This window comes from Microlunatus parietis (genome assembly GCF_013407955.1).
Classification (GTDB): domain Bacteria; phylum Actinomycetota; class Actinomycetes; order Propionibacteriales; family Propionibacteriaceae; genus Microlunatus; species Microlunatus parietis.
Genome location: NZ_JACCBU010000001.1, coordinates 1,273,980 through 1,296,786, shown reverse-complemented (window position 1 = coordinate 1,296,786; position 22,807 = coordinate 1,273,980). Strand labels below are relative to the sequence as shown.

Below are 22,807 nucleotides of genomic sequence, written 5' to 3'. Positions count from 1 at the left end.
CGGCGTGACCGAGGCTGACGGGGCGGCCGGGTTCGCGGAACTGGCCGAGCGGCACGGGGTGCCGGGCGCCGTGTTCGGCGAGATCGAGATCGGTGCCGACCCGGCCGGGGACCGGCTCCGGGTGGCCACGCACGGTGTGGTGAACGCGGCGACCGGCCAGCCTGTGCTGCCGGACACCGTGTTCCAGATCGGGTCGATCACGAAGCCATACACGGCGATCCTGATGGCCCGCGCGATCGCCGACGGGCGCACCGCGCTGGACCAGCCGGCCGCCGAGATCCTCGGCCCCAACGCGCCGCTCAGCTCCGACGCCGAGGCCTCGGCGCTGATCACGGTCGGCCAGCTGCTGACCCATCGGTCCGGCATCGACGGCGACCGGTTCACCGACACCGGGCGCGGCGACGACTGCCTGGAACGCTACGTCGCCGGGCTCGGCGGGGTCGCTCAGATGTTCCGGCCCGGCGCGCTGTACTCGTACTCGAACGCGGGCTGGGTCGTGGCCGGCCGACTGCTCGAGATCCTGTACGGGAAGCCGTGGCGGCTGGTGTTGCGGGACCAGCTGATCGAGCCGCTCGGGCTGACCCACACCTCGACCCTGGCCGAGGAGGCGATCCTGCACTCGGTCGCCGTGGGCCACACGGACCGGACCACCCCGGTGAGCTACTGGGGGCTGCCGCAGTCGATCGGGCCGGCCGGCGGGATCAGCGCGACCGCGGCCGAGGTGCTCGCGGTCGCCGCCGAACTGGTCCGCGACGGCGGTCGGCTGCTGCCGCCGGACGCGGCCGCGGCGATGCTGGCCGATCACGGCGCGAACCCGCCCGGCCTGCAGATCGAGGGCCATCAGGGGCTCGGCTGGATGGTCGGCCGCTGGCAGGGCGAACCGGTGTTCGGGCACAACGGGCTGACCGTCGGCCAGTCCGCCTACCTGCTCGTGCTGCCGGGCCTGCGCCGAGCGCTCTGCCTGCTGGTCAACGGCCCCGGCGCGGCCAACCTGTGGTTCGAGCTGCGCCGCTCCACCATTGCCGGGTACGGCCTCGAGGTGCCGCCCGGCTCGCTGGCGACGACCGGCGCCGCCGAGCCGCTGGAGCCCTGGCTCGGCCGCTACGCCCGGGCGGGGGAGTGGATCGACCTGGTCGGCACCGAGGCCGGCTACCGGGCCCTGGTCGAGGAGGACCTCGAACTCGGCGGCGAACCGGAGCGCACCGACTACGCCCTGAGCCCGGTCCGGGGCGGCCTCTGGGCCGGGCGCACTGACGGCCAGCTGTCGCCGACGTCGTTCCGGGTCGGCCGGTTCACCGACGAGCAGCGGGCCCCGGGCCGCCCGGCCGGTGACGACCGCTATCTCTACGCCGGCTCCCGGATCAACCATCCGGCCGGCGGAGTGTGACGCGGCCGACTCGCCCGCACCCCCCAATGGTCTTGGATCACGAAAAGGTCACCTAGACTCGACCCCGGCCGGTTCCCGGTGCCGTCAATGCGGCGCGCTCAGATCGTCTAGCCCGGCCGAGGCGCAAACTGTGATTCGTTTCGAGAGTGTTTCCAAGGTCTACGACAACCAACGCCGGGCCGCACTGAACGAGGTCGACGTCGAGATCGAGAAGGGCGAGTTCGTCTTTCTGGTCGGCGCCTCGGGCTCCGGGAAGTCGACCTTCCTCCGCCTGATCCTGCGTGAGCAGCGGCCGACCACCGGCCGCGTCTTCGTCGCCGGCCGGGAGTTGAACCGGCTGCATTCCTGGAAGATCCCGAGCATGCGGCGCCAGATCGGCACCGTGTTCCAGGACTTCCGGCTGCTGCCGAACAAGACCGTGCACGAGAACGTCGCGTTCGCGCTGCAGGTGATCGGCAAGCCGGCCTCGGTGATCCGCCGCGTCGTCCCCGAGGTGCTCGACCTGGTCGGCCTCGACGGCAAGGGCGACCGGATGCCGGACGAGTTGTCCGGCGGCGAGCAGCAGCGGGTGGCGGTGGCCCGCGCGTTCGTGAACCGGCCGAAGATCCTGATCGCGGACGAGCCGACCGGAAACCTCGACCCGGCCACCAGTGTCGGGATCATGAAACTGCTGGACCGGATCAATCGTTCGGATACGACGGTGTTGATGGCCACCCACGACTCCACCATCGTCGACCAGATGCGCAAGCGCGTGATCGAGCTGGACGAGGGGATCGTGGTCCGGGATCAGAGCCGTGGTGTCTACGGATACTGAGCCCGGCTCCCGGTGTTACTGGACGTGTTTCGTGATTGAGGTTGATTGATGCGTTTCCGCCACATCGTCTCCGAGACCCTGAACGGGCTGAGGCGCAATCTGACGATGACCCTCGCGGTCATCATGACCATGTGGGTCTCCCTGTCGCTGTTCGGCTCGGGCCTGCTGGCCAGTCAGCAGATCGACCTGATGAAGGACCGCTGGTACGACAAGATCGAGATCTCGATCTTCCTCTGCACCAAGGACACCCGGGGTCAGATGTGTACGCCGGGGCAGGACATCAGCCAGTCTCAGAAGGACGAGATCGAGCGGACCCTGACGTCCAACCCCGAGGTCGCCGAGGGCGGCGTCTACTTCGAGACCAAGGCCGAGGCGTTCGCGGACTACCAGGAGGCGTACCGCGGCAACCCGCTGGGCGCCGTGCTGACCGAGCAGGACATGCAGGAGTCGTTCCGGGTGAAGCTGAAGAACCCGGAGCACTACGAGGGCGTCGTGAGTGCCGTCATCGGATTGCCCGGCGTCGACAACGTGCAGGACATGCGCAAGATTCTCGAGCCGTTCTTCCAATGGCTGAATTTGCTGCAATGGACCGCGATTGTGGCGTCCGCTCTGCTCCTGGTGGCGGCCGCTCTGCAAATTGGAAACACCATTCGATTGGCGGCTTTCGCGCGGCGCCGGGAAATCGGCATCATGCGGCTGGTCGGAGCGAGCAACCTCTATATCACTCTGCCCTTCCTGTTGGAAGCGATCGTCTCCGCCCTCATCGGAGCGGCTCTCGCATGCGTCACACTCGCAACAGGTGTTTACTTCATCATCACCCAACGGGCTCAACCCTCACTCGAGGGTTTACCCTGGATTGGGTCGCGGCAGACCCTCCTGGCCATGGGAGGGGTTGCGATCGTCGGGCTGCTTCTGTCTATCATTCCCACGCTGATAACGACCAGAAAGTACTTGAGAGTGTGATCTGAAGGTCGCATTCTCACGAACGCTCTCAGAATCGGGGCTGGGCGGCGAAAATCGAAAATCTGTGATTGGGGAAAGCTGTGGTTCCGGATCTTCCCTACGCCCGAAAGGGCGTTCCGGGCGACAGCGAAGCACCGAAGAATGATGGTCGCTTCGCCCGGCCGAAACAGGCGTCCGCCCCAGGCGGCGCCGGTCGACTCGCCACTCGGCGGCCGTTCTCGCCGCTGACTCGCCGCGTGCGGGCTTGGCTCGTGATCGTGGTCGCGACCGCGGTCGCGGTCGCGCTGCCGAGCGGGTTCGCGACCGCCGACGATCTTGACGACCAGAAGGCCAAGATCGAGGCGCAGCTCAAGCAGACCAAACAACAGCTCAACGAATCGAGCGAGCAGCTGCAGAACGCGGTCGCCGCGGTCGAGCAGGCCCAGGCCGCGGTCGAGGCCGCCCAGGCCAAGCTGGCCAGGACGCAGGCCGAGCTGGCGGAGGCCACGCGGGTCGACCAGCAGATGGCCGCGAAGCTCAAGGAGTCCCAGGCGGCGCTCAAGGCCGCGAAGGCGGCCGTCGAGGCCGGCCAGCTGAAGCTGGACCGGAAGGAGGCGCAGGCCACCGCGGTGGTCCGCCAGCAGGTCCAGCAGCAGACCAACCTGCTGCCGATCGCGCTGCTGGTCGAGAGCACCTCACTGTCCGACCTGCAGACCCGGATGCAGTGGTCGCACACCATGATCGAGACCTCCAACGCCCAGATCCTCGAGCTGACCGACGCCCAGCGCGCCCTCAACGCGGCGCGGGCCAAGCAGACCGACATCGAGAAGCAGGATCAGGCCGACCGCAAGGCCGCCGCCGCGAACCTGGTCGTGAAGCGCGAGCTGGAGGCAAGGGCGCAGTCCGAGGCCGACGAGGTCGCCTCGCTGCTGAACGCGAAGCAGGCCGCCGAGGCCGCCGCGTCCGACCAGCTCGCTGCCGACAAGCAGCAGTACCAGCAGCAGGTCGCGGAGCGGGAGAGCGTGGAGAAGCGGATCGCCGAGCGGATCGCCCGTGAGAAGGCCGAGGCAGCCCGCAAGGCCGCCGCCGCGCGCGCCGCCCGGATCGCCGCCGAGAAGCGGAAGAAGGCCGCCGAGGCCCGGGCTCGCGCCGAGCGCGAGGAGGCCGAGCGCTCGGAGCGGAACTCCGACTCGAACAACAACGACGACAACGACGACAAGCCGAAGAAGAAGAAACCGAAGAAGAAAAAGAAGTCGTCCACCTCGTCCGCGTCGCACGGCTTCGACTTCCCGGTCTCGGCGCCGATCACGTCGCCGTACGGGATGCGGTTCCACCCGGTGCTGCACTACTGGAAGCTGCACGACGGGACCGATTTCGGCGCCGGCTGCGGCGCCGCGATCCGGGCCCCGTACCAGGGCCGGGTCGAGGAGCGCTACTACAACTCCGGGTACGGCAACCGCCTGATCATCGATCACGGCAGGGTGGACGGCCGGTACGTCACCACCGCCTACAACCACGCCATCCGCTACACGGTCGGCGTCGGCGAGCGGGTCGAGAAGGGTGAGGTGATCGGCTATGTCGGCAGCACCGGCTACTCGACCGGCTGTCACCTGCACCTGATGGTCTGGCTGGATGGCGATCTGAAGAATCCGATGTCCTGGTTCTGACCAGACCTACGCGACGCCGGTACGGTGGCTGGCCGTGGGCCGGGAGTCCGGCCCGACCCGGAACCCGGTAGGACGTGGTGATGCGGCGAACGGACACCCGGTCCCAGCTCAGGGCGGCCACGGGTCGCCTGCCCCGGTTCCGGGGCCGGCTGCCCGCGGTCCGGCCCGCCCGCACGATCTTCATCGGCTTCCTCGCGGCGGGCGTGATCGGAACCGGCCTGTTGATGCTGCCGAACGCCCGGTCCGGCGTCGGCAGCGCCTCGCCGCTGGAAGCTCTCTTCACCGCCGTGTCGGCCCTGTGCGTGACGGGATTGATCACGGTCGACACGCCGAGTCACTGGACGCCCTTCGGCCATGTGGTGATCTTGGCGCTGATCCAGGTCGGCGGGTTCGGCGTGATGACGTTCGCGTCCGTGATCGGCATCGCCGTGCTCCGCCGGATGTCGTACCGATCAACGCTGACCACCGCGACCGAGGCGAAGAGCCTCGGCCTGGACGAGGTGCGCGCCGTCGTGTTCGGCGTCGTCAAGATCTCGGTGACGATCGAGGCCGTGGTGGCGCTCATTCTGACCGTGCGGTTCCTCATCGGGTACGGCCGCAGCCCGGGCGAGGCCGTCTGGCTCGGCGTGTTCCACGCGGTGTCGGCGTTCAACAACGCCGGCTTCTCACTCTTCTCGAGCAACATGATCGAGTACGTGACCGATCCCGTCAACGGGCTCACCATGTGCGGCGCGATCATCATCGGCGGGCTCGGCTTCCCGGTGATCATGCAGTTGCGCCGGCACGCCCGAACGCCGCGGCTGTGGACGATGAACACGCGGCTGGTCATCGCGGGCACCGTCGTCCTGCTGGTTGGCGGCACGGTCTTCATCACGGCCATGGAGTGGTCGAACCCGCGGACGCTCGGCGGGCTGGAGGTTCCCGGCAAGCTCCTGGCCGGGTTCTTCCAGGCCGTGCAGACTCGTACTGCGGGCTTCAACAGCATCGACATCGGTGCCATGGACAGCGCCACCTGGCTCGGCATGGACGTCCTGATGTTCATCGGCGGCGGGCCGGCCGGGACCGCCGGCGGCATCAAGATCACCACCTTCGCCGTCCTGCTGTTCATCATCGTCACCGAGATCCGCGGCGAGGGCGCGGTGAACGTGTTCGGCAAGCGGCTGTCGAGGGCCGTGCACCGGCAGGCGATCGCGGTCGCGTTGCTGGCGGTGGCCCTCGTCGTGATCAGCACCCTGGTCCTGCTCCTGATCACCGACTACTCGCTGGACCAGGTCCTGTTCGAGGTCACCTCGGCCTTCGCGAGCGTCGGCCTGTCGACCGGCATCACGGCCGGCCTGCCCGCCGCCGGCCAGTTGATCTTGGTGGTGCTGATGTTCATCGGCCGGGTCGGGCCGATCACGTTCGCCACCGCGCTGGCCCTGCGCGGGCGTCAACGCTCCTACGAGTACCCGAAGGAAAGGCCGATCATTGGCTAAGTTCACATTGTTCGGCGGCACCGGTCCGACGAACCTCGATCATTCCGACGCCGTCGTGGTCATCGGCCTGGGCCGGTTCGGGCAGGCGCTGGCCCTGGAACTGATGGAAACCGGTGCCGAGGTGCTCGGGATCGACGGCGACGAGGACATCGTGCAGAGCCTCAACGGGCAGCTGACCCACGTCGTCCAGGCGGACGCGACCAAGGAGGAGACCCTGCGGCAGTTGGCCGTTCCGCAGTTCGGCCGGGCCGTCGTGGGCATCGGCACCGACATCGAGGCGAGCCTGTTGACCACGTCACTGCTGTTGCGGTTCTCGATCGCGGAGATCTGGGCGAAGGCGGTCAGCGACGCTCATGGATCGATCTTGGAGCAGCTCGGCGTGCATCACGTGATCTACCCGGAGAAGGACATGGGCCGGCGGGTCGCCCACCTGGTCCGCGGCCGGATGCAGGACTACATCGAGATCGGCGAGGACTTCGCCCTGGTCAAGACCACCCCGAACGCCGAACTCCTCGGCAAGGCTCTGGGCGACACCCAGGTCCGAGCCCGCCACGGTGTCACCGTGACCGCGTTCCGCCGGCCCGGCCAGCCGTGGACCTACGCCACGGCCGAGACGGTGCTGCACGCCGGCGACACGATCCTGGTCACCGGACCGATCCGCAACGCGGAGGCCTTCGGCCAGCTTTCGTAGCGCTGTTCAGCGGAACGACTGCTGACAGTACATAGATATTGGAAACAATATGATGATATTGTCACGGTCATGGATGCTGACACCGGAAGCCGTCCGGTCGAGGACCTGACCGGACGCGCCCGGATTCGGGATGCGGCCCTGGCGGAGTTCGCCGAGCACGGCTTCACCGGAACCACGATGAAGCGGGTGGCTGCCGGGGCGGGAGTGTCGATCGGCCTCGTCCAACACCATTTCGGGACGAAGGAGGCACTGCGTCAGGCCTGTGACGAGGCGGTGATCGAGGCGTTCCGGCGGGACCTGACGACCGCGGCCGTCGAGGGGGAGTTGGGCGATCCCGATTTCCTGTCGGCGCTGCAGGGGTCGAGCCCGCCCTTGCTGCGCTACCTGGCCCGGGTTGCCGTCGACGACGGCCCGGCGGCGGCGTACGTGTTCGATCAGTTGGCCGCCGGGGCGGAGGAATTCCTGGCGCACACCTTTCCGGACCGGTTCGAGGCCGGCTCGGCGCAGGTGAAGGCCGTCGCGGCGGTGATGGCGGCGATGCACAGCGGCACGATCGTCCTGCACCGGCACCTGGCGCGCCGGCTCGGAGTGGATCCGCTGGGTCGAGCCGATTCCTCTGTCCCGCTGGCCATCCTCGACCTCTATGCGGCGATGGGCGAGTTCGTGGGCTCCGAGGTCGGTCAGCAGATTCGTACCTCGGTCGTCGCCCAGCGTCGGCTCGAGGAACAGAAGCGTCACGGCAGGAGGTCCGGCGATGGCCGTGCTGATTGATGACCTGGTCAAGACCTATGGGCCGGTCCGGGCGCTGGACGGTCTGCGGCTGACGGTCGAACCCGGCGAGGTGCACGGCTTCCTCGGGCCGAACGGGGCCGGGAAGACCACGACGATCCGGATCCTGCTCGGTCTGCTGCGTGCCGATGCCGGCAGGGTTCGCCTGCTGGGCGGCGACCCTTGGGCGGACGCGACCGCGTTGCACCGCCGGCTGGCCTACGTGCCGGGCGATGTGACGCTCTGGCCGTCGCTCACCGGCGGCGAGGTGATCGATCTGCTGGGGCGGATGCGTGGCGGGCTGAGTCGGCGGCGTAGGTCGGCTCTGGTGGATCGCTTCGCTCTCGATCCGCGGCGCCGCTGCCGTACGTACTCGAAGGGCAACCGGCAGAAGGTCGCCCTGATCGCCGCCTTCGCCGCCGAGGCAGAGTTGTTGATCTTGGATGAGCCGACCTCGGGGCTGGACCCGCTGATGGAATCGGTGTTCCGGGAGGTGGTCGCCGAGGAGAGCCGGCAGGGCCGGACGGTCCTGCTGTCCAGCCACATCCTGGCCGAGGTCGAGGCGCTGTGCGGCCGGGTGACGATCGTCCGGGACGGACGGACCGTCGAGTCGGGGACGCTGGCGCAGCTGCGGCACCTGTCCCGTACCACCGTCAGCGCCGAGCTCGCTGCTTCAGCGTCGCCGCTGCGGGACCTGCCGGGGGTCCACGCGGTCGAGGTTGACGGATCGCGGTTCCGCTGCGAAGTCGACCATGATCAACTCGATCCGCTGCTGACGGCGCTGGGGTCGCTCGGGACTCGGAGCCTCGTGGTCCAGCCGACCACTCTGGAGGACCTGTTCCTGCGGCACTACGAGGCACCGTCCGCGGCGGTCGCGTCATGACCGGCCTGGCCGGCACCGGGGGACTGGTCCGGCTGATCCTGCGCCGGGACCGGGTGATCCTGCCCGTATGGCTCGGGGCGATCGCCGTCACCGTCCTGCAGTGGGTGGCCACCGCCGGAACGGTGTATCCGACCCAGGCCTCCCGACAGGCCCGGTTCGACGAGGTCGCCGCCACTCCGATGTTCCTGCTGTTCCAGGGTCAACTCTTCGGTACGAGTCTCGGCGCGGTCCTGGTGCAACGGGCCGCACCGGTGGCGGCCATGCTGGCCGCACTCGGCGCCGCACTGATGACGGCCCGGCACACCCGGGCCGAGGAACAGACCGGCCGCCGGGAACTGCTGGGCGCCACCGGGGTCGGCCGGCACGCCCCGCTCACCGCCGTCCTCGCGGTGATGTTCGGCTGCGGCGTCCTGATCACGGCCGTGCTGGCCGCCGTGCTGTCGGCGGCCGGCTTTCCGCCGGCAGGCTCGCTCTGCTTCGGCCTGGTGATCGGCTGCAGTCTGTGGCTGACGGCGGCGTCGACCGCCGTACTGGCCCAGTTGGCCCAGCACGCCCGGGTCGCGGCCATCGGCGGGTTCGCCCTGTTCTACGCGCTGCACCTGCTGCGGGGCATCGGAGCGATGGGCGGCGACGCCGCCGCCTGGCTGGTCTGGCTGACGCCGACCGGCTGGCTGGAGAACACCCGTCCGTTCGCCGGCGAACGCTGGTGGATCTTCGCGCTGGTCACGGCCGCGATTCTGCTGGCCGGCGCCGGCGCCTACGCGCTGTCCGCCCGGCGTGACCTCGGGGCGGGCCTGGTGCCGCCGCGAGCCGGTCACGGGCACGCTCCGGCCTCCCTGCGAGGTCCGCTGGGTCTGGTGTGGCGGCTCGGCCGGGCGATGTTGATCACCTGGGTCGTGGGCGCAGCAGCCTTCGGCGTGATCATGGGCGCTGTCGGGTCCGGGGCGATGGGGGCTTACGCGGGCTCGCCCTGGGTGATCGACTTCGCCAGAATGATCAACACCGACGACGTGGCCGACGCGCTGTTCACCTACATCATCGGGGCCATGGCGATCGTGGTCGGCATGTACGGGGTGATGACCACGCTGCGGCTCCGAGGTGAGGAAGCCGGCGGCGCCGCCGAGACCATACTCTCCGGGCCGGTGTCGCGGCATCGCTTCGTGGCGGCGCACCTGGGCTTCGCCGCGGTCGCTCCGGTGTTGATCTTGGCCGCGCTCGGCGCCGGGCTTGGCCTCGGCAGTGGCCTCAGCGGCGGTGACCTGGCCGGTGAGTTGGTGCGCCTGCTCGGGCACACTCTCCGCTATGCGCCGGCGATCTGGGTGATCATCGGCGTCACCGCTGTCGCGTTCGGATTGGTCCCGCGCGCGGCGACCGTGATCGGCTGGGCCGGACTGGCGATCGGCGTGACCGCCGAGGTCGCGGTCAAGGCTTACGTGCTGCCCGAGTGGGTGTTCCGGGCCGTCTCTCCGTTCTCCCACGTCAGTCCCGCGTACGGATCGGGCGCCGTCGACTACCTGGCGCTCACCGCCCTCGCTGCGGTGCTGATCGTCGCCACCATGATCACCTTCCGCCGGCGGGACCTGGCGGTCTGAGCCCAACCGAGGTGCGGTTCGCTGCCGCGGGGTCTAAGGTTCGAGGTGGCGTGCCGGGAAGCCTGGTCGGCGATCGATGGTTTGTTCGCTGAAAGGCTGTCTCGTGAAAGTCTTGATCATGACGATGGGCACGCGCGGCGATGTGCAACCGTTCGTGGCCCCCGGGCAGGCGCTCGCCGCCGCCGGACTTGCGCCTGTGGCGGTCCACGACGCCGAGCCCGAGCGTCCATGATCAGATCAGGGGCGCCGTTTCTGACCGGCGTGCTCGCAGGGCCGCTGCTGCTGGCGGTGGTCGTCGTCGACGGGACGATCCGTTCCGGGTACGACCGCGTACGGCACGGTGTCAGCCAGCTCGGCACCGGCCAGCAGGGTTGGCCGGTCCAGATCACGTTCGTCGTCTGCGGCGCCCTCTTCGCGTGGTTCGCCGTCGTGATCGGGCGGACGCTGCGGGCACCGGGCGGCTCGGTATGGGTGCCGCGGTGGTTCGGCGTCCTGGCGCTGGGCCTGGTGCTGGCCGGGATCGCGCCCACCGATCCGGCGCTGGGCTTCCCGCCCGGCCTGCCGGAGCCGGCGACGATGACCCCGGCCGCCGTGGTGCACCAGGTCGGCGGCGGGCTGATGTTCGCCGGGCTGATCGGCGGCGGCATCGCCGCCGGCCGCTGGTTCCGCCGGGCCGGCCGCCGAGCCTGGGGCTGGTTCTCGCTCGGTTCCGCGATCATCGTTGCCGGCACCGCGACTGCGGCCGGAGTCGTGTACCGGCTGATCCAACGCGGTGTCGTCGGCACCGGGCCGGCCGGCCTGCTGGAACTGGTGTCGTTCGTCGTCGGCTTCGGCTGGGCCGCGGCATTCGCCGTCTCGGTCAGCCGGTGGCACCGCAGCCGGTCGACCACGTCACCGGTCCAGCTGGAGCCGGACCCAGCTGCGCACCGTGAGGACGGCGAACACGATCACGAACAGGGCGACGACGCCGAACTGGGCCGCTGAGACTCCCGTTCCCCGACCGAGGGCCCACAGAGCCGGCGCGGCGATCGGGAGCCAGCCCCCGGCGCCGGCCAGCACTCCCACCTGCCCGACGACGACCAGGCCGACCGTGACCGCGACACCGGCCAGCAGAGATCGGGCCTCGGTGGCGATCCAGGCGACCGGGAGAGCGAGCGTCGCGGTCAGTGTTCCGAGGACGAGTTGGCGGCCGAGGCCCTGCCAGTCGGCCTCGGTCGGGGCGCCGTAGCCGAGCAGCAACCCGATCATGATCAGTCCGGTGACCGTCAGCAGGTTGACCAGGACCGCCCAGCCGAGATAGATCATGATCTTGGCCGAGGCGATGGTGCCCCGGCCGACCGGCAGGGCGAACAGGCCGGTGATCGTTCCGTCGGTGAACTCGCGGGCGAACATCCAGGCCAGCACGATGCCGAAGCCGCCGAACGCTCCCGCAGCGGTGATCTGGGCGGACGAGGCCAGCAGGCCGGCCCAGTCGAGCGTGGCCGACCGGCCGAGCTTGGCCGTCAGTTCCGGGTTGCCGGCCGCGACGGCCGCGGTGATGCCGCCGATCAGAGCCAGGATCCCGCCGATGATCGCGGCGGTGCTGATCACGCCGACCAGCGACCGGGTGAGCTTGGTCGCTTCCGTACCCAAGGCGGCATTCATCGATGATCACCTTCCGCTCGACGTTGTTGATCATCGGCGTGGATGCGCGCGAAGAAGGCCCGTTCGAGGTCCTGCCCGGCCGGGTCGAGGTCACCGATCAGGCGGCCGGCGTTCATCAGGACGATCCGGTCCGCGATGCGGGAGACCTCGTCCAGGTGGTGACTGCTGACCAGGACCGCCGCGCCGCGGTCGCTGTGGCGTCGCAGCTCGTCCCGCAGGACCAGCACGGCGGCCGGGTCGAGCGAGTTGCTCGGCTCGTCCAGGATGATCAACTCCGGGTGGTGCTGCAGCGCCCCGGCCAGGCCGACCCGCTGCCGGTTGCCCAGGGACAGCCGCCCGACCCGCCGGTCGGCCAGGTCGCCGAGGTGCCAGGTCGCCAGGGCGACCCCCACCCGGTCCGGCCCGGCCGCATGCAGGCGTGCCGTGAGCGCGAGGTTCTGCCGGACCGTCAGTTCCCGGTACGCCAGCGGGACCTCGACCAGGTGCCCGACCCGGGCCCAGACCCGGCCGGGCAGCCGCTGCAACGACGCCCCGTCGATCGTCACCGTGCCACGGTCGGGCCGGAGCATGCCGAGGGCGAGCCGCATCAGCGTGGTCTTACCCGCGCCGTTCAGCCCGACCAGCGCGACGATCTCACCCGGCTCGACCCGCAGCGCGAGGTCGGACACCCCGGCCCCGCCCCGGAACGACCGGGACACGCCGGCCAGTTCAAGCACCCCGTTCACCGCCCAGCACGGCCAGCGCCGACGTGATGGTCTCGGCCAGGTCATCCTCGGAACGGGCCCAGGCGAGCAACGCCGAACTCAGCCCGGCGATCACGGCCGACGCGACCACGAGGGCGTCCCGGGGCCGAACGCCACGATCCACGAGGGCGGCGGCCGCCGCGGCCCTCGTCCGATCGACACTTCGTCCAAGATCACGGACCGTGGTCGCCTCGGCCAGGATCCGGAGCCGGGAGCGCAGCGCCGCGACGCCGGCCTCCGGGACGTTCGCCCAGGCCTGCCCGAGGCCCGCGACGGCCGCCCGCATCGGTGACTCGGAGCGCGGCCGATTCCGGATCGCGTCGGCGATCACCGGATCGTACGGATCGTCCAGCACCAGGGACTCCTTGGTCGGGAAGTGGCGGAACAGAGTCATCTCCGTCACGCCGGCCCGTTCGGCGATCTCACGGGTGGTCGTCGCATCGAATCCCTTGTCCAGGAACAGGTCCAGCGCGGCCGACTGCAGCAGTTGCCTGGTTCGCTCGCGCTTGCTCACGGTCTGATGTTAGTCACTAACATTTCGGGAGGCAACTCGGGCCGACCCGTCGACGCCTCGTGATCACCGGGTGTAAATTGATCATCGGAGTGCCGGGAAGCCTGGTCGGCGCAGAGCTGATGTTCGCGCGTCTTGAGGAGGCTTCCGATGGAGATCGTTGCGCTGTCCGCGTTCGACGATGATCAACTCGACCTGGTGGGTGGCAAGGCCGTCGGGTTGGGCAAGTTGATCAAGTCCGGGGAACGGGTCCCGGACGGGTTCTGCGTCACCACCGAGACGTACCGGAGCGATCGGATCCCTGCCGCTGCGGTGCTCTCGGCCTATCGGGAGCTGGGCGGCGGCCCGGTCGCGGTCCGGTCCAGTGCCACCGCCGAGGACCTGCCCGATGCCAGCTTCGCCGGTGTCCAGGAGACGGTGCTGGGCGTGCAGGGCGGCGACGCGCTGCTCGCCGCGATCCGTACCTGCTGGGCCTCGTTGCAGTCGCCGCGGGCGATCGCCTATCGCGAGGCGCGCGGTCACGCCGGCGGCCCGGCCGCCATGGCGGTGATCGTGCAACGCATGATCGATCCGGTCGCTGCGGGCGTGACGTTCACCGCGAATCCGATCACCGGGACCAGGACGGAGCTGGTGATCGACGCCGTCCCCGGGCTCGGCACCGGCGTGGTCGACGGGACCGGGGCGACCGATCACTACGAGCTGCACGACGGTGACCGGCCGGCCGGGCACGGCTGCCTTTCCCTGTCCCAGTTGGAAGAACTGCGCCAGGCCGGCCGGCGGATCGAACGTGATCTTGGTGCCCCGCAGGACCTGGAGTGGGCCTACGATCGCGACGGACTGCTGTGGCAGCTGCAGGCCCGGCCGATCACCACGTTGTTCCCGGTCCCGGATGAGGACGGCCGCGGGCTGCGGGTGTTCCTCGAGGTCGGCCACCTGCAGGGCCTGCGGGCGCCGGTGACCCCGATGGGCATGTCCGTGCTGACCCGGGCCGCCGATCACTGGTTCGAGGCGTACGGGCTGTCCGGCGCCCGGGACGCCGTGGTGTCGATCGCGGGCCGGATGTTCCTCGATCTCACGTTCATGTTCCGGGATCGCCGATTCCGGCCACGGATCCCGGCCATGCTGGAGATCTACGGCCCCGGCGTCGCCGGCGCCGCGACTCGCCTGCTCGAGGATCCGCGGCTGGCGCCCGAGACCGGCCGGAAGCTGCCCCTGAAGTCGATCACGAAGATCGCGGCGAAGATGGTGCCCGGCCTGCTCACCGGGTCGGTGGCCGCGTTGATCATGCCGGCCCGGGCCCGCCGGCAGGCTCGCCGCCTCCGCGACCAGGCCCGCGAGGCCCACGCCGCGGACGATCGTCCGGCCGACGCGGCGGGACTGATCACGGCAGCGGCGAACGCCCAGGACTGGGTGCTCGGCGGACCGATGATGGCCCTGCTGCCGCCGCTGTACGCGGGGCTGTCCTCGAGCCGGATCGCCGCCGCGCTGCTCGGCCCGATCGCCGGTCCGGGCGAGATCGACGCGACCCAGCGCGGGATGCCGTACAACGTGACCACCGAGATGGATCTGCGCCTGTGGCAGGTGGCGCAGTCGGCGCGGGCGCACCGCGACCTGTTTCGCGCCACCGCACCGGTCGAGCTCTCCCGGCGGTTCCGGGCCGGCGAGCTGCCGGAGATCGGCCTGGGCCGGTTCCTGGAGAGCTACGGGCATCGCGGCGCTGCCGAGATCGACGTCGGCGTGGCCCGCTGGGCGGAGGACCCGGCGCCGCTGTTCGCCGCGATCGCCGGCTATCTGCGGGTCGAGGACCCGGAGCAGGGTCCGGACGTCAGATTCGCCCGGGCCGCCGCCGAGGCGGAGCAGTCGCTCGACCTCCTGGTGGGGCGGGCGCTGCGGACCCGGCCGCTCCGAGGTGCGCTGGCCGGCTGGCTGCTGCGGCGGTCCCGCGCCCTCGCCGGACTCCGGGAACTGCCCAAGTTCATCTGGCTCTTCCCGTTGCAGACCGTACGGCAGCACTTGCAGGAGGCCGGTGCCGAACTGACCCGCCGCGGCCGGCTCGCCGAGCCGGACGACCTGTGGTTCCTCACCCTCGAGGAGGCCGCGGCCGCCGCGGCCGGCACCGACCAGCGGAGCCTGGCCGCGGCGCGCCGGGCCGACCATCTCCGGGAGAGCCGACGGCCCCGGGTGCCCGGCGTGCTGCTGTCCGACGGGACGATGCCGGAGAACCTCCCGTCCGCAGCGTCCAGCGGCGAGGAGGGCGTCCTGGTCGGCATGCCCGCGGCGGCCGGCACGGTGACCGGCATCGCCAGGGTCGTCCACGACCCGGCCACGGCACGCCTGTCGCCCGGGGAGATCCTGGTCGCGGTCACCACCGACCCGGGCTGGACGCCGCTGTTCCTGACCGCCGGCGGACTCGTCACCGAGACCGGGTCGCCGATGGCGCACGGTCCGACCGTCGCGCGCGAGTACGGCATCCCGGCCGTCATCTGCGTGCCGCGGGCGACCACACTGTTGGACGGCCGGACCGTGACGGTCGACGGAAGCTCCGGGACCGTCCGCGTCGCCGACTGAGCCCGCACCGGGTCTGCGGATTTTTCCAATCCAACTGTCGGCGGGCGGTGGCAGGGTGAGCAGCGTGACCGAATCACCGCTGGCCCGGCTCCGGGAGCGGCAGGAGTGGAAGTTCTTCGGGGTGCTGCCGAAGGCCGACCTGCCGCTCACTGTGCTGTGGTGGACCCTGCTGCTGCTCAGCGGGATCGTGCCGGCGGTGTTCGCGATCGCCACCGGCGTGGTCGTCGGCGTGGTCGCCGGCGGCGGCTCGCTGGTCGGGCCGCTGCTGTTCGCGGGGGTGCTGTTCCTGGTCATGCAGCTGCTGCCGCCGGTGCTGCAGGCGGTCAGCATGAACCTCGGCAGCCGCGTCTCGGCCTGGCTCAACGACACGCTGGCCAGGACCTGCGTCGAGCCGCCCGGCATCGCTCACCTGGAGGACCCGGCGCTCGCTGAGGACCTGACCGTGGCCCGCGAGTTCGACCGCGGGATGACCGGGCCGCCGATGTTCCTCAACGTCGACTTCATCGCCGCCGGGCTGCTCGGTCTGATCGGCGGCGTGGCGTCGGCGATCGTCCTGGTCGGGTTCGCCTGGTGGGCGCCGCTGGTGCTCGTCGCCTGCTGGGCGGCCACCCACTGGCTGCTCCGGGAGAGCGGTGTCTGGTCCGACCGGAACACGCCGGAGGTACGGGCGGCGCAGCGGCACGCCGACTACGCGTACCGGCTGGCGACCGACCCGGCCCCGGCCAAGGAACTGCGGCTGTTCGGGCTGGCCGGCTGGGTGGTCGAGCGGTTCGTCGCCCGGCGGCAGCGGCTGTTCGAGTTGCAGTACCGGGCCACCCGGCTGCGGGAGAAGTCGGTCCTGCTCTGCCTGCTGATCGTGCTGGCCGGCAACGCCGCGGTGTTCGGCGCGCTCGGCCTCGCCGGCGTCACCGGCGGGCTCACGATCGACCGGATCGTGGTGTTCGCCCAGAGCGCGGTCGGGGTCAGCCTGATCGCGTTCGGCGGTCTCAACTGGGCCCTCGACGGTGCCGCCGCGCCGGTCGCCGCGGTGCTTCGGTTGGAGGGGGCGATGCGGGACCGCGGCGCGTTGGCGAGGCCGACGGCGACGCCGCAGGTGCCTGCCGGTCACGCCCCGGTGCGGGAGATCCGGTTCCGCGGCGTGACGTTCCGCTATCCCGGCACCGACCGGCTGATCTTCGACCGGCTGGACCTCACCATCCCGGCCGGCGGTTCGCTCGCCATCGTCGGCCAGAACGGCGCCGGCAAGACGACGCTGGCCAAGCTCCTCTGCCGGTTGTACGACCCCGACGACGGCTCCATCGAGGTGGACGGCGTCGACCTCCGCGACCTCGACCTGGCCGCCTGGCGGCAGCGGATCACGGCCGTGTTCCAGGACTTCGTCCGGTTCGAGCTGCCGCTGCGGGAGAACGTCGCGCCGGCCGGGCCGGCCACCGACGACGAGCTGCGGGCCGCGCTCACGGCGGCGGGCGCGGACGGGCTGGCCGGGCTGGACACCGTGCTGGCCAAGGGCTATCCGGGCGGCACCGACCTGTCCGGCGGCCAGTGGCAGCGGGTCGCGCTGGCCCGGGCGCTGCACGCGGTGCGGACCGGTGCCGGGCTGGTGCTGCTGGACGAACCGACCGCCCAGCTGGATGTCCGGGGAGAGTTGGCGATCTTCGAGCGGGTGCTCGCGGCGACCCGCTCGGCGACCACGATCCTGATCTCGCACCGGTTCTCGACGGTACGGCTCGCGGACCGCATCTGCGTCCTGGAGCACGGCCGAGTGATCGAGCAGGGCAGCCACGACGAGCTGATCACGCTCGGCGGGCGCTACCGCACGATGTATCAGCTGCAGGCGCGGCGCTTCGACGCCGGCTTCGACGAGGAGGGGGTGGCGTTCGATGTCCTCGGCTGACCGCGGCGACGGCCCGGACCCGGACGAGCTTCCGCCCGCGCTGGCGGCGATGTGGCGCCTGTTCCGGCTCGGCTACTCCCACGAACCCGTCCTGCTGCTGGTCTCGCTCGGGATCACCCTGCTGGCGGCCCTGCCGGACGCGCTGCTCGCGCTCTGGCTGCAGTGGCTCGGCAACGCGATCATCGCACGCGACGGCATGATGATCATGGTCTCGGTGTCGCTGATGGCCGCCTCGGTCGCGGCCGGCTGGCTGCTCCGGGTGCTCAGCACCCGGCTGACCCGGCGGTTCCGGGACAAGGTGACGGTCGGCCTGGAGGCGCACGTCGCGACCCTGCAGGCGTCGATCGGCGGCATCGAACTGCACGAGCGGCAGGAGTATCTGGACCGCCTGGCCGTGCTGCGCAACCAGGTGTTCGTGCTCGACCACATGTACATGTCGGTGCTCGGGACGCTCGGCTGGATCCTACGCCTGGTGGTCACCCTCGGCCTGCTCGTCTCCGTGCATCCGCTGCTGCTCCTGTTGCTGCTGTTCGGGCTGCCGCCGGTGTTCAGTTCGTCGATCCGGCCCGCCGTCGAGCGCCGGGTGGAGGAGCGGGTGGCCCGGCACACCCGGCTGGCCGAGCACCTGTTCAGCACCGCGACCACGGCCGCCGCCGGCAAGGAGGTCCGGGTGACCGGGATCGGGCCCGACCTGGTCGCCCGCCGGCGCAGCGAATGGGAGCGCTGGTTCCGGCCGGTCGCCGCCGCCCGCTGGGGTACGGCGGCGGCCCACGCCGTGGCCTGGGCGGTCTTCGGAATCGGTTATGTCGGCGCCATCGTGTTCGTCGTACTGCGCGGCTCGCCGGTGGGCGACGTCTTGTTGATCATGGCCGCCGGCGCGCGGCTGTCCAGCTACATCGGCGCGACGGTCGGTGAGATCGGCTTCCTCCGCGGCACCTGGCTGGACGGCTCCCGGCGGCTGGTCTGGCTGGAGCGGTACGCGGCGAGCCAGGTGTCCGGCGCTGACCTGCCGGCCCCGGAACGACTGGACTCCGGCATCGAGCTGCGGGGCGTCTCGTTCCGCTATCCCGGGGCCGACCGACTGGCCCTGGACGGCGTCTCGGTGCAGCTGCCGGCCGGCGCGGTGATCGCGATCGTCGGGGAGAACGGCGCCGGCAAGTCCACCCTGGTCAAGCTCCTCTGCGGCCTCTACCGCCCGTCCGCCGGCAGCGTCCTGGTCGACGGCACCGACCTGGCCCGGATCGACCCGGACCGCTGGCGGGAACGGCTGGCCGGCAGCTTCCAGGACTTCTACCGGTTCGAGTTCCTGGCCCGGACCAGTGTCGGGCTGGGCGACCTGCCCGAAGTCGATCATGAACCGGCCGTGGTCCGGGCGGTCCGCCGGGCCGGGGCGGGCGACGTGCTGGACCGGCTGCCGTACGGACTCGACACCCAGCTCGGCCCGACCTGGCCGGACGGCGCCGAGGTGAGCTTCGGGCAGTGGCAGAAGCTGGCCCTGGCCCGCGGCTTCATGCGGACCGGCCCGCTGCTGACCGTGCTCGACGAACCGACCGCCGCCCTGGACGCCGAGACCGAACACGAACTCTTTGAGCGTTATGCCGAATCGGCCGCGGGCCGGAGCGACGGGGGCATCACGATCTTGGTCTCGCACCGGTTCAGCACGGTCCGGATGGCCGACCTGATCCTGGTGCTGGACGGCTCCCGGCTGGCCGAGCACGGCAGCCACGCCGACCTGATGGCGCTCGGCGGGCAGTACGCCGAGCTCTACCGGATCCAGGCCAGTGGCTACCGCTGATCCTGCTATCCTCGCGGTATGCGTATGACAGGGCAGTGGCGGTCCGCCTGAGCGGCGGCCCTTGACTCCTGCGTACGAAAATCCATCAGCCGCCCGCATCCCGGGCGGCTGTTCTCATGATCACGTACCGGCGGGCGGGCACCACCGGAAGCGAGAAGACGATCATGACCGAGACCACCGTCACCGAGCCCGAGATCGCTGCCCCGGCGCCGGAGCCGGCGCGCCGGCTCAGCCTGCTGACGCCGACCGGAGCGCTCACGCTGGGCAACTATCTCGGCGCCCTGCGCCCGATCCGCGACTCCGCCGGCGAGGGCTTCTTCGGCATCTCCAACCTGCAGGCGATGACCGTCGAGCACGACCCGGCCACCCTGCGCGCCCGCACCGACGAGCTGGCGATGATCATGGTCGCCGCCGGTGTCGATCCGGACCGGAACAGCCTGTTCCGGCAGAGCGAGGTGCCGGCTCACCTGGGCCTGCAGTACCTTCTCGAGTGCACCGCCACGATGGGCGAGTTCGGCCGGATGATCCAGTACAAGGACAAGGGCCGCGGCCGGCCCGAGACCCGGGTCTCGCTGTTCACGTACCCGGCGCTGATGGCGGCCGACATCCTGCTCTACCGGGCGGCCGAGGTGCCGGTCGGCGATGATCAACGCCAGCACGTCGAGATCACCCGGGACCTGGCGATCCGGTTCAACCGGCGCTACGGCGAGGTGTTCGTGGTGCCGAAGGTGATCAACCCGCCGGTGGCCGCGCGGGTGATGAACCTGCAGCACCCGACCGAGAAGATGGGCAAGTCCAACGACGCGGTCAGCGGGGTCCTGTTCCTGCTCGACCCGCCGGACGTGATCACCCGCAAGATCAAACGTGCGGTCACCGACGCCGAGCGGGAGGTCAGCTACGACCCGGAGCGGCGTCCCGGCGTGTCCAACCTGATCGAGATCGCCGCCGGCTGCCGGAACTGCACGATCGAGACCGTGATCAACGATCATGCGGACCTGGGCTCGCTCAAGCAGGGCGTGATCGACGCCGTGCTCGCCGAGCTGGAACCGCTGCGGCGGGCGTACCGGAGCCTCGACCGGGCCGACGTGGACGCGATCTTTGCCGCCGGCGCCGAACGGGCCCGAGCGGTGACCGAGCCGGTGCTGGCCGCCGCCCGGCAGGCGATCGGCCTTTAGAAGGGATCGTTAGGCGCCATTAGGCTGGTGCGACCCGAGCGAAGGAGTCCTCCCATGCCGCTGCCAGTCTGGCGCGTCGCCGTCGCCGGCTTCGATCACATGCACGCCGGCGACCAGATCGCGCTCGCGCTCACCCATCCCCGGGCCGAGCTGGTCGGCGTCTGGGACCCGGACCCGGCCAAGGTCGAGCCGGTCGCGGACGATCTCGGCGTCGACCGTACCCTGCGCTACGCCGACCTCGACGCGCTGCTCGCCGAGGCCCGGCCGGACATCGTGATCGTCTGCTCCACCACCCGTGATCACCTCTCACTGGTGCAGCGCCTGGCCCGCGAGGACATCCACGTCGTGCTGGAGAAGCCGTTCGCGGTGTCGCTCGAGGCGGCCGACGCGATGATCACGGCCGTTGCCGAGGCACCGGGGGAGCGGCGGGTGCCGACGCTGTCGGTGAACTGGCCGCTGGCCTGGTATCCGCCGCACCGCACCACCAAGCGGCTGATCGACGAGGGTCTGATCGGCGACGTCCGCGAGGTGCACTACTACAACGGCAACCGGGGTCCGCTGAACCATGTCCACGGCAAGGCCGACGTTGATCAACTCGCGGCCAAGAACGGCAGCTGGTGGTACTCGGCCGAGGCCGGCGGCGGATCGCTGCTGGACTATCTCGGGTACGGGACCACGCTGGCCACCTGGTATCGCGACGGCGTGCTGCCGACCGCGGTCACCGCCCGGGCGTGGGGACCGCCCGGACTGGAGGTCGACGAACAGTCGGTCGTGATCGCCCGCTACGCCACCGGCCTGTCCGTGTTCCAGACCAAGTGGGGCTCCTTCACCGACCCGTGGACGATCCAGGGCCAGCCCCAGCACGGCTTCGTGGTCGTCGGGGACCGTGGAACGATCATGAGCCTCGACTACGCCGCCGAGGTCCACGTCCAGACCGTCGACGAGCCGACCCCGACCGCGATCGCCGTCGACGTGCTGCAGCCCGAGGACCGGTCGGCGCTGGCGTACCTGATCAGCAGACTGGAGCAGAGCCTGCCGATCGAAGGTCCGACCTCCTGGCAGATCTCCCGCGGCGGCCAGCTGATCGTCGACGCGGCCCGGGAGAGCGTACGGACCGGGGCCGAGGTCGCCCTCACCGACGGGCAGGTCACGCCATGACCGGGCCGGACCTGGCGGCGTTGGACTACGCGCCCAAGCCGGAACGGGGACCGCGGCTCGGCATCGCCGTCGTCGGCACCGGCGGGATCAGCGGCATGCACCTGACCGCCTATCGGGCGGCCGGCTACCGGGTGCTGGCCCTCTGTGATCACCAGGCGGAGAAGGCGATCGCCCGCCGGGACGAGTTCTTCCCCGAGGCCGACGTGTACACCGATCTCGACGAGCTGCTGGCCCGGGACGACATCGCGGTGATCGACATCGCGACCCACGTCGACGTCCGCCCGGAGCTGGTCCGGCGTTCCCTGGCCGCGGGGAAGCACGTGCTGAGCCAGAAGCCGTTCGTCCGCGACCTGGCCGAGGGCGAGGAGTTGATCAAGACCGCCGAGCAGGCCGGCCGACTGCTCGCGGTGAACCAGAACGGCCGCTGGGCACCGCACTTCGGGTTCCTGCTCGCTGCCGTCCGGGCGGGCACCATCGGCCGGGTCAGCTCGGCCGACTTCGCCGTCTACTGGCCGCACGACCGCGGCGTCCAGCACGACCCGGTGTTCTCGAGGATGCCGGATCTGATCTTGTACGACTTCGGCATCCACTGGTTCGACATCGTCGCCCAGGTGTTCGCCGATGCCGAGCCGCGGTCCGTGATCGCCCGCACCGGGTCGGTGGCCGGACAGGTGATCGACGTACCGACCGTCGCCTCGGTGTTGATCGAATTCGATCAAGGCCAGGCGACGCTGTTGTTCCGCGGCGCCAGCCACTTCGCCGAGACCGGCCGGTACCGGATCGAGGGCGAGGCCGGCGTGATCACCCATCAGGGACAGTCGCTCGGCGGGACGTCGGCCATGGTGACCACCGCCGAGGGAGCGACGGACGTCGACCTCGACGGCACCTGGTGGAGTCACGGGATGCACGGCACGATGGCCGAGCTGCTCGCCGCCGTGCACGACGGCGAGATCCCCTCGAACGCCGCTGGGACCTCTCTGCCCGGGCTCCGGCTCTGCTTCGCCGCGATCGAGTCGAGCCACACCGGCCGACCGGTCGACCCGCGCACGGTCGGCGCCCTGCGCTGACCTGGAAACGCTTCGACAGCCCCGACCGCCCGC

19 protein-coding genes are annotated in these 22,807 nt (G+C 70.6%); 16 read left to right on the top strand and 3 right to left on the bottom strand.

Annotation, left to right across the window (positions count from 1 at the left end):
- The first annotated feature begins 4 nt into the window (after positions 1-4).
- The 10 genes from BKA15_RS06050 (at position 5) to BKA15_RS06005 (ending at position 11,203) form a co-directional block, all read left to right on the top strand.
- Positions 5-1,387 (top strand): serine hydrolase domain-containing protein, encoded by a 1,383-nt coding sequence (locus BKA15_RS06050; RefSeq protein WP_179748982.1) that lies wholly within the window; start codon positions 5-7, stop codon positions 1,385-1,387.
- A gap of 130 nt (positions 1,388-1,517) precedes the next feature.
- The gene (gene ftsE / locus BKA15_RS06045; protein WP_179748980.1) at positions 1,518-2,201 is read left to right on the top strand and encodes a cell division ATP-binding protein FtsE; all 684 of its coding nucleotides are present in this window, start codon (positions 1,518-1,520) and stop codon (positions 2,199-2,201) included.
- 48 nt (positions 2,202-2,249) lie between these two features.
- The gene (gene ftsX, locus BKA15_RS06040) at positions 2,250-3,164 is read left to right on the top strand and encodes a permease-like cell division protein FtsX (protein WP_218871090.1); all 915 of its coding nucleotides are present in this window, start codon (positions 2,250-2,252) and stop codon (positions 3,162-3,164) included.
- Between the two features lie 236 nt (positions 3,165-3,400).
- A complete protein-coding gene (locus BKA15_RS36750; RefSeq protein ID WP_179748978.1) occupies positions 3,401-4,810 on the top strand; it encodes a M23 family metallopeptidase in 1,410 nt (469 codons plus the stop codon).
- Between the two features lie 80 nt (positions 4,811-4,890).
- Complete coding sequence (locus BKA15_RS06030) at positions 4,891-6,285, top strand: TrkH family potassium uptake protein (protein ID WP_179748976.1); 1,395 nt, start codon at positions 4,891-4,893, stop codon at positions 6,283-6,285.
- Positions 6,278-6,976 (top strand): potassium channel family protein, encoded by a 699-nt coding sequence (locus tag BKA15_RS06025; protein WP_246322274.1) that lies wholly within the window; start codon positions 6,278-6,280, stop codon positions 6,974-6,976. The genes BKA15_RS06030 and BKA15_RS06025 overlap by 8 nt, the downstream gene beginning before the upstream one ends.
- Positions 6,977-7,045: 69 nt before the next feature.
- Complete coding sequence (locus BKA15_RS06020; RefSeq protein ID WP_179748974.1) at positions 7,046-7,747, top strand: TetR/AcrR family transcriptional regulator; 702 nt, start codon at positions 7,046-7,048, stop codon at positions 7,745-7,747.
- Entirely contained in the window at positions 7,731-8,627 is an 897-nt protein-coding gene (locus tag BKA15_RS06015) for an ABC transporter ATP-binding protein (protein WP_179748972.1), read from the top strand. Before BKA15_RS06020 ends, BKA15_RS06015 begins: the two co-directional genes overlap by 17 nt.
- Positions 8,624-10,219, top strand: coding sequence for an ABC transporter permease (locus tag BKA15_RS06010; RefSeq protein ID WP_179748970.1), 1,596 nt, complete (start codon positions 8,624-8,626; stop codon positions 10,217-10,219). Before BKA15_RS06015 ends, BKA15_RS06010 begins: the two co-directional genes overlap by 4 nt.
- A 228-nt stretch (positions 10,220-10,447) precedes the next feature.
- Positions 10,448-11,203, top strand: coding sequence for a DUF998 domain-containing protein (locus BKA15_RS06005; protein ID WP_179748968.1), 756 nt, complete (start codon positions 10,448-10,450; stop codon positions 11,201-11,203).
- Here the strand turns inward: BKA15_RS06005 and BKA15_RS06000 are convergent.
- Genes BKA15_RS06000 through BKA15_RS05990 form a run of 3 tightly spaced genes read right to left on the bottom strand, consistent with a single transcriptional unit; the run spans position 11,111 to position 13,120 of the window.
- Positions 11,111-11,863, bottom strand: a complete 753-nt coding sequence (locus BKA15_RS06000; protein ID WP_179748966.1) for an ABC transporter permease — start codon at positions 11,861-11,863, stop codon at positions 11,111-11,113. The two genes, BKA15_RS06005 and BKA15_RS06000, sit on opposite strands and share 93 nt — an antisense overlap.
- Entirely contained in the window at positions 11,860-12,588 is a 729-nt protein-coding gene (locus tag BKA15_RS05995) for an ABC transporter ATP-binding protein (protein ID WP_312878839.1), read from the bottom strand. The genes BKA15_RS06000 and BKA15_RS05995 overlap by 4 nt, the downstream gene beginning before the upstream one ends.
- The gene (locus BKA15_RS05990) at positions 12,572-13,120 is read right to left on the bottom strand and encodes a TetR/AcrR family transcriptional regulator (RefSeq protein WP_179748962.1); all 549 of its coding nucleotides are present in this window, start codon (positions 13,118-13,120) and stop codon (positions 12,572-12,574) included. The genes BKA15_RS05995 and BKA15_RS05990 overlap by 17 nt, the downstream gene beginning before the upstream one ends.
- Before the next feature lie 147 nt (positions 13,121-13,267).
- On the opposite strand from BKA15_RS05990, the gene BKA15_RS05985 reads away from it, so the two are divergent.
- The 6 genes from BKA15_RS05985 to BKA15_RS05960 all read left to right on the top strand — a co-directional run bounded on the left by BKA15_RS05985 (position 13,268) and on the right by BKA15_RS05960 (position 22,774).
- Positions 13,268-15,685 carry a PEP/pyruvate-binding domain-containing protein gene (locus BKA15_RS05985; RefSeq protein ID WP_179748960.1) on the top strand — a complete coding sequence of 806 codons (2,418 nt, stop codon included), beginning with the start codon at positions 13,268-13,270 and terminating at the stop codon, positions 15,683-15,685.
- A 64-nt stretch (positions 15,686-15,749) separates the two neighbouring features.
- On the top strand, positions 15,750-17,579 hold the full coding sequence (locus BKA15_RS05980; RefSeq protein ID WP_312878838.1) for an ABC transporter ATP-binding protein: 1,830 nt from the start codon (positions 15,750-15,752) through the stop codon (positions 17,577-17,579).
- Positions 17,566-19,374 carry an ABC transporter ATP-binding protein gene (locus tag BKA15_RS05975; protein WP_179748958.1) on the top strand — a complete coding sequence of 603 codons (1,809 nt, stop codon included), beginning with the start codon at positions 17,566-17,568 and terminating at the stop codon, positions 19,372-19,374. The genes BKA15_RS05980 and BKA15_RS05975 overlap by 14 nt, the downstream gene beginning before the upstream one ends.
- 116 nt (positions 19,375-19,490) lie before the next feature.
- Positions 19,491-20,549, top strand: a complete 1,059-nt coding sequence (gene trpS / locus BKA15_RS05970; protein WP_246322273.1) for a tryptophan--tRNA ligase — start codon at positions 19,491-19,493, stop codon at positions 20,547-20,549.
- Positions 20,550-20,603: 54 nt separating this feature from the next.
- Complete coding sequence (locus BKA15_RS05965) at positions 20,604-21,707, top strand: Gfo/Idh/MocA family protein (RefSeq protein ID WP_179748956.1); 1,104 nt, start codon at positions 20,604-20,606, stop codon at positions 21,705-21,707.
- Positions 21,704-22,774, top strand: a complete 1,071-nt coding sequence (locus BKA15_RS05960) for a Gfo/Idh/MocA family protein (protein ID WP_179748954.1) — start codon at positions 21,704-21,706, stop codon at positions 22,772-22,774. The genes BKA15_RS05965 and BKA15_RS05960 overlap by 4 nt, the downstream gene beginning before the upstream one ends.
- Positions 22,775-22,807: the final 33 nt, after the last annotated feature.